We start from the raw sequence: 8,181 nt of genomic DNA on the forward strand, positions 1-8,181 counted from the left end.
CGCCCGGATGGGTGGCGAGGACGTCCTCGACCTCATTCGGATAGACGTTGAAGCCGGAGACCAGCACCATGTCCTTCATCCGGTCGACGATCTTGATCTGCCCGTCGGGCAGCAGAACACCAATATCGCCCGAGCGGAAATAGCCGTCCGGGGTCATCACCTTCGCGGTCTCGTCCGGTCGCTGCCAATAGCCGCGCATGACCTGCGGGCCGCGGATGCAGACCTCGCCCGGCTCGCCCATCGGCATGTCATTGCCGTCGGCATCCCGGATCGCGAAATCGGTCKAGGGCAGCGGATACCCGATCGTGCCGGTGAACTCGGCAATGTCGGGCCTGTTGGCCGAGGCGACTGGCGAGGTCTCGGACAAACCGTAGCCCTCGACGATCGGCCGCCCGGTGACCTCCCGCCAGCGCTTGGCAACCACCGCCTGCGTCGCCATGCCGCCCGCCACCGCAAAACGCAATTCCGAGAAATCGACATTCTCGATCTCGGGGTGGTTGGCCAACGCATTGTAGAGCGTGTTGACACCGGAAAAGAGCGTGAAGCGGCTCGTTTTCAGGATCTTGATGAAGCCCGCGATATCGCGTGGATTGGCGATCAGGAGCCCCTTTGCGCCGATCCGCAGCATGAACATGCAGCAGCAGGTCAGCGCGAAGATATGGTAAAGCGGCAGCGCCGTGACCATGACATGCTGGTAGTCGCTGCGGCCGAGCGGCGGCTCGAGCCCCCAGCCAAGCCAGAGCGCGCATTGCTCGACATTGGACGCGACGTTGTGATGGGTCAGGGTCGCGCCCTTGGCGACGCCGGTCGTACCACCGGTATACTGCAGGAAGGCGACATCCTCGGGCAGGACGACGACCGGCGTCATCGTCGACGGGCCGGCTAGAATAGTCTTCAGCGGGACCGCGCCCGGCAGGTTGAACGGCTTGACGACCTTCTTGATCCTGCGGGCCACGAAATTGACGATGGCCCCCTTGAAGCCCATCAGGTCGCCGGCCGTCGCCAGGACAATCTGGTCGAGCTTGAGATTCGGTCGGGCCTCCTCGACGACATGGGCAAAATTCTCGATCACCACGAGCACGCGGGCGCCCGAGTCGTTGAGCTGATGGGTCAGCTCACGGGCCGTATAGAGCGGGTTGACGTTCACCACCGTGTAGCCGCCGAGCAGCGTTCCGAAGATCGCGGCCGGATTGGCCAGGATGTTGGGCATCATCAACGCGATGCGGTCGCCCTTCTTGAAGCCGCGGGCCTGCAGCCAGGCAGTTAAGGCGCGGGCGGCTTTCCCGACCTCCGCGAAACTGATCGCCTTGCCGAAGCTCTCGAAGGCCGGGCGCGCGGCATAGGTAGTGACGGCATGGCTGATCAGATCGGCGAGCGTTCCGACCTTGGCTTGGTCGATCACCGGCGGAACCGCAGGCGGATAATGCGCCAACCAGGGCCGCGGATCCGCTGCTGCCTGCGCGGCGCTCGTCACCTTCATCATCGCTCCTCCCGTCTCGCAGGCATTTCCCCACTCACGCGAGCGTTTCTGCCTTGTTGTAACCATACAGTGCGGAACGAAAGCGGCGGGCGCAAGCGCCCGCCGCTTTACCATCACTACAAGGTTTATATATGAACCTTTTAGGTCACACCTGGGTTTCAGCGCCCATGCGCCAGGGCCTGCGCCGCCACGACGGCCTCGGCCGATTTGCCGGCGAGTTCAGCAAGATGGTCGAACCTGACGCTGAAGGAACCGACGCCCGAGGTCGCCGAGCGCAGCTCGACGATCAGACCGCCCATTTCCGCTTCCGGGATCAGGGCGTTGATCTGATCCCAGCCACGCCATCCCGGGCGGGCGTCGTAGCCCAGGATCTGGCCGCGTCTTRCAGAAACGATGGCTGAGGCCCGCGACATCGCGTCCGATGGAATGACGACCTCGACGGCGAGGATCGGCTCGAGCAGCACGGATCTGGCCTGCGGGATCGCGTCCGCCATGGCCAGCCGCGCTGCCTGCCTGAACGCCATGTCGGAGGAATCGACGGTATGGTAGGAGCCGTCGGTCAACGTCACCTCGATATCGACGAGCGGGAAGCCAAGCGGCCCGTGCTGGCAGAAATCCCGCACGCCGGCCTCGACGGAAGAGATGTACTGTCTCGGCACGACGCCGCCCGTGATGCGGTCGACGAACCGAATGCCCTCGCCGCGCTCGAGCGGCGCCACCTCCAGCACCACATCGCCATATTGGCCATGCCCGCCGCTCTGCTTGCGATGCCGCCCACGCGCGCTGGCCTTGCCGCGAATAGTCTCGCGATAACCGATCTCAGGCGGGTGATTCTGAGCCGAAACGCCGTAACGCCCGGACAACCGCTCCATCGTCACGCGCAAATGCATCTCGCCCTGCCCCGAGAGCCGCACCTCGCCGAACTCCGGCAGATGCGACACGGTCAGCGCAGGATCCTCCTCTGCGATGCGCCCGAGCGCAGCCGTGAGCCGGACGTCATCCTTGCGATCCTTGACGCTGATCCCGAGCGCATGGACCGGCTCGGGCGGAGCAACCGACGTCACGACGCCCGGACGGACCTTGCCAGCAGCCAGCGCATCCCCCGTGCGCACGCCTTCCAGCCGGGAAAAGGCGGCAACCTGTCCCTCCTCTGCTGCTGGCTTGCGCGTCTGCTCGGATCCCTTCAGCTCGATGACACCGCCGATGCGCGTCTCGACGCCGCTGGACGATGTCACGACGTCGCCCTCGGCGAGCCGCCCGCGCAACACGCGGGCCAGTGAGATCTTGCCGCCCTGGCTCGAATGCCAGGTCTTCATCACCTGTGCCAACGGTGCGCCGTCCTCGACGACGCCTATGCGCCCGCGGGTTTCCGGAAGCGAAGGCGCTTCATGCCGCAGGGCCTTGAGCAGCCGCGTGACGCCGTTGCCCCGCTCGGCCGCGCCAATCAGCACCGGCACGACGTGGCGGTGCTGCAGCTCCCGCGCGAGATCATCGAAGATCCGATCCTGCGGCGGCTCCATGTCGCCAAGCAGATCCTCCATCAGCTCATCATCATAGTCCGCAAGCTTCTCCAGCATCGAGAAGCGCGCCTCCTTCTCGCGGCCGACCTCTTCCGACCCGAGGGGCACGATCTCGCTCGGCGCATGCTCGCGGTAGATGAAGGCCCGCTCGAGGGCGAGGTCGATGAAACCAACGGCGATGCCCTTCTGCCAGATCGGGATCTGACGCAGCAGCAGCGGCGTACGCGAGGCGCGCTGCAGGATGCCAAGCGTCTCGCGCACCCGGCGCGTCGCCGTGTCGATCTTGTTGAGGAACAGGAAACGCGGAATATCCGCCTCCTCGAGCTCGCGCAGGACGAGTTCGAGCGCCGGTGCCTTGCGGTCGTCAGCCTCGCACACCACCACCGCGGCATCGACGACAGGCAGGACGTGACGCATCTCGTGCAGGAACTCGACCGAGCCGGGACAATCGATGAAGCTGTAGCTCTCCCCGAGGAAATCGACGGTCGCGACATTCGGCTCGGTGCTCATCTGGTGAGCCCGCGCCTCCGCGGAGGCATCGCCAGCACTGTTCTTCGCCTTGACGGAGCCGGCCCGTGAGACCGCACCGCAGCGCTCCAGAATGCTCTCGAGCAAGGTCGTCTTGCCGCTTTGAAAGGGACCAACGATGGCGATGCATCGCGGCCCCGAAGCTCTCTTGCCGGCGGCCGAACCTCCATTGCCTGATGTCGCAGCCATAGCGTCCTCCTTCGGGTTGTTGCCGCGCACCAGCGTCAGAGCTGACGCCCGGCGCAACGCGGCGAAGAACCGACGAGAACGATGTCACAGCGCCCACGCCGGAAAGGCGGCGGTCGCTCAGGCCCGACAGGGTCGGGCGGCCGTCGAAGAGGGATGTCGAGGCAAAGGTTCGCGCTGTTGGCGGCGCAGCGCAAGCAGAATGTTCCAGGCGCGATCTCTCGGCTGGCATAGTGGCCAGCACTGCCGGACGGTCTTGAACGGTGTCGGATGCCGCTCGATATCCCCGGCATCCTGCGAGTGCCTCACCTTTCAGATGGGAGGGCGGTGCAGGAGAGGAAGTCCGCCGGTGGTATCTGCAAACAGCAGCCGCTCCGCGGGGCCTGCAATCGAAGAGGAATGCTCGTGCTGAAGGTAATCGCCCAGGATTTCATCAAGACCGAGGCCATCGGGCTCGTCATGCCTCTCTATGAAGAGCTCGTCGAAAAGACCCGGCTTGAAGAGCGTTGCATTTCCTATGATCTCTTCATCGATCAGAAGGACCCTGGGCACTTCATCTTCATCGAGGAGTGGCCGGATCGCGCCGCCCTCGATGCACATTGCCGCACCGAGCATTTCGTGCGGCTCGTCMCCCTGATCGACAAGCATCAACGGGCAGATGGCACCTACATCCTGATGGAGCCATTTACAGCGCGAGGTTAGATGCTGAGGAGCGAACCGACGGATCGAGCCCGGAACGCCGAGACTCGGTCCGTCCATTGAACGCGCGGGAAACCCTCCACCTACGAGGGAATATTTCCCGCCCCCTCACCCGCTGGCCCCGTGTTCCTGAACGTCCCCAAGCATGCCCTCGGCGCACCCCGTCACGACATCAGCGATTGCGCCTTTCGCCACGCAAGGTCGTCAGACCGATCCCGACTGCATCAAAGCCGCCATCCACCGCAAGCGTCTGTCCGGTGATGTAGCTGGCCTTCTCGCAGCACAGGAAGAAGATCGCCTCGGCGAGTTCGTCTTCCCGCCCGTAGCGGTTGAGCGGGATGACGTCATGGTAGTCGGCCCGGATTTCCGGGCTATGCACCGCCTTGGCCATTGCGGTGTCGACCGGGCCCGGCGCGACTGCGTTGACCCTGATTCCGAGGCTGGCGAGTTCGGCCGCCTGCTGTTTGGTGAGATGGGCGAGAGCCGCTTTGCTGGTGCCGTAGGCGACGCGCAAGGTCGAGGCACGCAGGCCGGAGATCGAGGWGATGTTGACGATCGCGCCGCCGCCCGTATCCGCCATCAACGGCGCCGCAACCTGCGTACAAAGAAAGGGTCCGGTGAGGTTGACCGCGAGCACACGCTGCCATTCCGCGAGCGTCGTCTCGAGGATCGGCTTGAACACGGCGGTGCCTGCATTGTTCACGAGAGCATCGAGCCGGCCAAAGCGCTGCATCAGCGCCTTGAAGGCGGCTTCGACCGCGGCAGCCTCGGCAACGTCGCAGGTCAGCGCCAGCGTCGTGTCCGGTGCATTGAGTTCCGCCATCGCCAATGTCAGCGTCGCCCCGTCGATATCCAGCAAGGCGACCTGCCAGCCCTCGGCCAGAAAGCGTTTCGTGGTCGCCAACCCGATGCCGCGCGCGGCGCCGGTGACGAGAGCGACTTTGGCGATGTCCTGAGGCATTGAAGCAATCCGAAACAGAGACGAACACGGGTCCGCCTACGCTATGCGCCCTGGCAGCGCCCCAGCAAAGCGCGTGAATGCGGGCACGGTATTCCGAATGCGATTGGAAATCGCGAACGGAGTGACCTGCGATCTGCCGCCACGCCCGACACCACCTTGCGCGCCCATGGAGCGATGCCCGCCCTCGCAGACAGATCCCGGTCTGTGTTCCCCCCGAGATCTGCCGCATAGCACCAGCTTGGTCAGAGGTCACAATACGAAGTAAGCAGATCTTGTGTTGTTGCCTCGATCGGGACATCCTCACTCCAGGTTGCTCGCCATTTCATTGAGTTTGCATTGAAATGACGCGATCCACCGGCCCTCTTTCTATCCTGACCAGAAATCCCTGTCCCAATAGAACCAAAGACGGCCCGGCCGACCGTATTCTGATCCCTGACCTGCGAGGGAGATTGCCTTGAAAGCATCGACTCTGAGCTTCCGCGCCGCCGTCCTCATCGCCCTCGCTGGCATGATCTGGGGCATCGTCATGGCAATCTCGCGAGATCATTCGGCATTGCCGGCGCATGCCCATCTCAATCTCTTGGGATGGGTCTCCTTGTTTCTGTTCGGCATCTTCTATCGGCTGCATCCATCCTTGGACCTCGCCAGAAGCGCGGTGATCCAGGTCTGGATCTGGATCGTCGGAACGCTCGTCCTGACCGTCGGAGTGGCCCTGGTTCATTCCGGAAACGCGACCGGGGATCCGATTGCCGGCGTGGGCGCCTTGACGGTGCTGGTTGACATGGCTTTGTTCGGCTGGCTGGTCTTCAGGCAGGGGCAAGCTGGCATGGCAGCGAAATAGCGCGCGGCACCAGCGCCTCATTCCCCTCGACAAGGCCCTACCTCTCCTGTATGGCCAGCCACTCAACTGAAAACAGCGAGCCGTAACGCCCGCGTGAACACACGCGACAACGGCCATGGAGAGACCCATGAACATCATCGAGCAGATCGACCAGGAACAGATCGCCAAGCTGAGCGCAGGCAAGGAAATCCCGCATTTCCAGCCCGGCGACACCGTGCAGGTCAACGTCAAGGTCAAGGAAGGCGAGCGCAGCCGCGTTCAGGCCTATGAAGGCGTCGTGATCGCCCGCAACGGCGGCGGGCTGAACGAAGCCTTCACCGTCCGCAAGATTTCCTATGGCGAAGGTGTCGAGCGCGTTTTCCCGCTCTATTCGCCGAACATCGATTCCATCAAGGTTGTGCGCAAGGGCAAGGTCCGTCGCGCCAAGCTGTATTATCTGCGCGATCGTCGCGGCAAGTCGGCCCGTATCGCCGAGCGCGTCGAAGCCCGTCCTGCCAAGGGCGACAAGTCGGCTGCCAAGTAAGCGCCCCTGCGCTGCTGTGAATACCGGAACGCGGTCCCTCGGGGCCGCGTTTTGCGTTGGGCGGCCCGGCGTCGGCTTCGTTGCCGGCACAGTTTGGAACTGCTAGAACATCGTCATGAACACTGTCCTGCCCAGTGAGGATGACTGCTGCCGCATCGTGCGCCGCGAGGCGAACCTGCGCCGCATCCCGACGACGCAGGATTTTGCGGCGCTGCACGACCATGCGCGCCTGCCCTGGCGCTTCTTCGGTCGTTTCACGACCTCGGCGGCAGCGGGCCTTAGGCGCGCCTGAGACCGGCCCGTTGGCCGGCGACAGGCTGTTTGCGTTGCGCCAGCCGGCCTTGAGCGCCGGCATCACAGATTTCCACGACCGAGGCTTATCGACATGACGTCGTCCACCGCCCCCCGCACGCTTTATGACAAGATTTTCGACGACCACATCGTCGACCGCCAGGAAGACGGCACCTGCCTGCTCTATATCGACAGGCATCTGGTGCATGAGGTCACGAGCCCGCAGGCTTTCGAAGGCTTGCGCATGACCGGCCGCAAGGTGCGCGCGCCTGAGAAGACGTTGGCCGTCGTCGACCACAATATCCCGACGACCGACCGCAAGGCGGGCATCGCCGAGGAGGAGAGCCGCATCCAGGTCGAGGCTCTGGCCAGGAACGCCAAGGACTTTGGCGTCGAKTATTTCAACGAGCTCGATATCCGCCAGGGCATCGTCCACATCGTCGGCCCCGAACAGGGCTTCACCCTGCCCGGCACCACGATCGTCTGCGGCGACAGCCACACCTCGACCCATGGCGCCTTCGGCGCGCTTGCGCACGGCATCGGCACATCGGAGGTCGAGCATGTGCTCGCTACTCAGACGCTGATCCAGAAGAAGGCCAAGAACATGCTCGTCCAGGTGGACGGCGCTCTGGCCAAGGGCGTCACCGCCAAGGACGTCACCCTCGCCATCATCGGCGAGATCGGGACGGCGGGCGGCACCGGCTCGGTCATCGAATATGCCGGCGAGGCCATTCGCTCCCTCTCGATGGAAGGCCGCATGACGGTCTGCAACATGTCGATCGAAGGCGGAGCACGTGCCGGCATGATCGCGCCGGACGAGAAGGCCTTCGCCTATCTCAACGGCCGGCCTAAGGCCCCGAAGGGTGCGGCCTGGGATGAGGCCCTGCGCTACTGGGAGACGCTGCGCACCGACGAGGGCGCGCATTTCGACCGTATCGTCAAGCTCGATGCCGCCAACCTGCCGCCGATCGTCTCCTGGGGCACCAGCCCCGAGGACGTGATCTCGGTCGCGGGAAGCGTGCCGAACCCGGATGACATCGCCGATGAGACCAAGCGTTCGTCGAAATGGCGCGCGCTAGACTATATGGGCCTGAAGCCCGGCACCAGGATGACCGAGATTCCGCTCGACGTGATCTGGATCGGTTCCTGCAC

At 64.1% G+C, this 8,181-nt stretch carries 8 protein-coding genes; 5 read left to right on the forward strand and 3 right to left on the reverse strand.

What is annotated here, in order from left to right; all coding sequences use genetic code 11:
* Both AC1D34_RS30015 and AC1D34_RS30020 read right to left on the reverse strand, forming a co-directional pair.
* The coding region (locus tag AC1D34_RS30015) for an AMP-binding protein (protein WP_476826176.1) at positions 1-1,483 on the reverse strand (1,483 nt) is incomplete at its 3' end.
* A gap of 155 nt (positions 1,484-1,638) precedes the next feature.
* Positions 1,639-3,717, reverse strand: coding sequence for an elongation factor G (locus AC1D34_RS30020; RefSeq protein WP_476826177.1), 2,079 nt, complete (start codon positions 3,715-3,717; stop codon positions 1,639-1,641).
* A gap of 267 nt (positions 3,718-3,984) precedes the next feature.
* Between AC1D34_RS30020 and AC1D34_RS30025 the strand changes: the two genes are divergently transcribed.
* Complete coding sequence (locus tag AC1D34_RS30025) at positions 3,985-4,416, forward strand: putative quinol monooxygenase (protein WP_476826178.1); 432 nt, start codon at positions 3,985-3,987, stop codon at positions 4,414-4,416.
* Positions 4,417-4,585: 169 nt separating this feature from the next.
* On the opposite strand, the gene AC1D34_RS30030 is transcribed toward AC1D34_RS30025, so the two are convergent.
* Complete coding sequence (locus AC1D34_RS30030; protein WP_476826179.1) at positions 4,586-5,374, reverse strand: SDR family NAD(P)-dependent oxidoreductase; 789 nt, start codon at positions 5,372-5,374, stop codon at positions 4,586-4,588.
* A 454-nt stretch (positions 5,375-5,828) separates the two neighbouring features.
* Between AC1D34_RS30030 and AC1D34_RS30035 the strand changes: the two genes are divergently transcribed.
* The 4 genes from AC1D34_RS30035 to leuC form a co-directional block, all read left to right on the forward strand.
* Positions 5,829-6,215: a hypothetical protein gene (locus AC1D34_RS30035; protein WP_441489456.1), complete on the forward strand. Its 387-nt coding sequence runs from the start codon at positions 5,829-5,831 to the stop codon at positions 6,213-6,215.
* Positions 6,216-6,342: 127 nt separating this feature from the next.
* Positions 6,343-6,738 carry a 50S ribosomal protein L19 gene (gene rplS, locus AC1D34_RS30040; protein ID WP_043233560.1) on the forward strand — a complete coding sequence of 132 codons (396 nt, stop codon included), beginning with the start codon at positions 6,343-6,345 and terminating at the stop codon, positions 6,736-6,738.
* A 115-nt stretch (positions 6,739-6,853) separates the two neighbouring features.
* On the forward strand, positions 6,854-7,030 hold the full coding sequence (locus tag AC1D34_RS30045) for a hypothetical protein (protein ID WP_162531536.1): 177 nt from the start codon (positions 6,854-6,856) through the stop codon (positions 7,028-7,030).
* A 93-nt stretch (positions 7,031-7,123) separates the two neighbouring features.
* The coding region (gene leuC / locus AC1D34_RS30050; protein ID WP_476826180.1) for a 3-isopropylmalate dehydratase large subunit at positions 7,124-8,181 on the forward strand (1,058 nt) is incomplete at its 3' end.

The organism is Allobosea sp. P1_A7 (assembly GCF_056406775.1).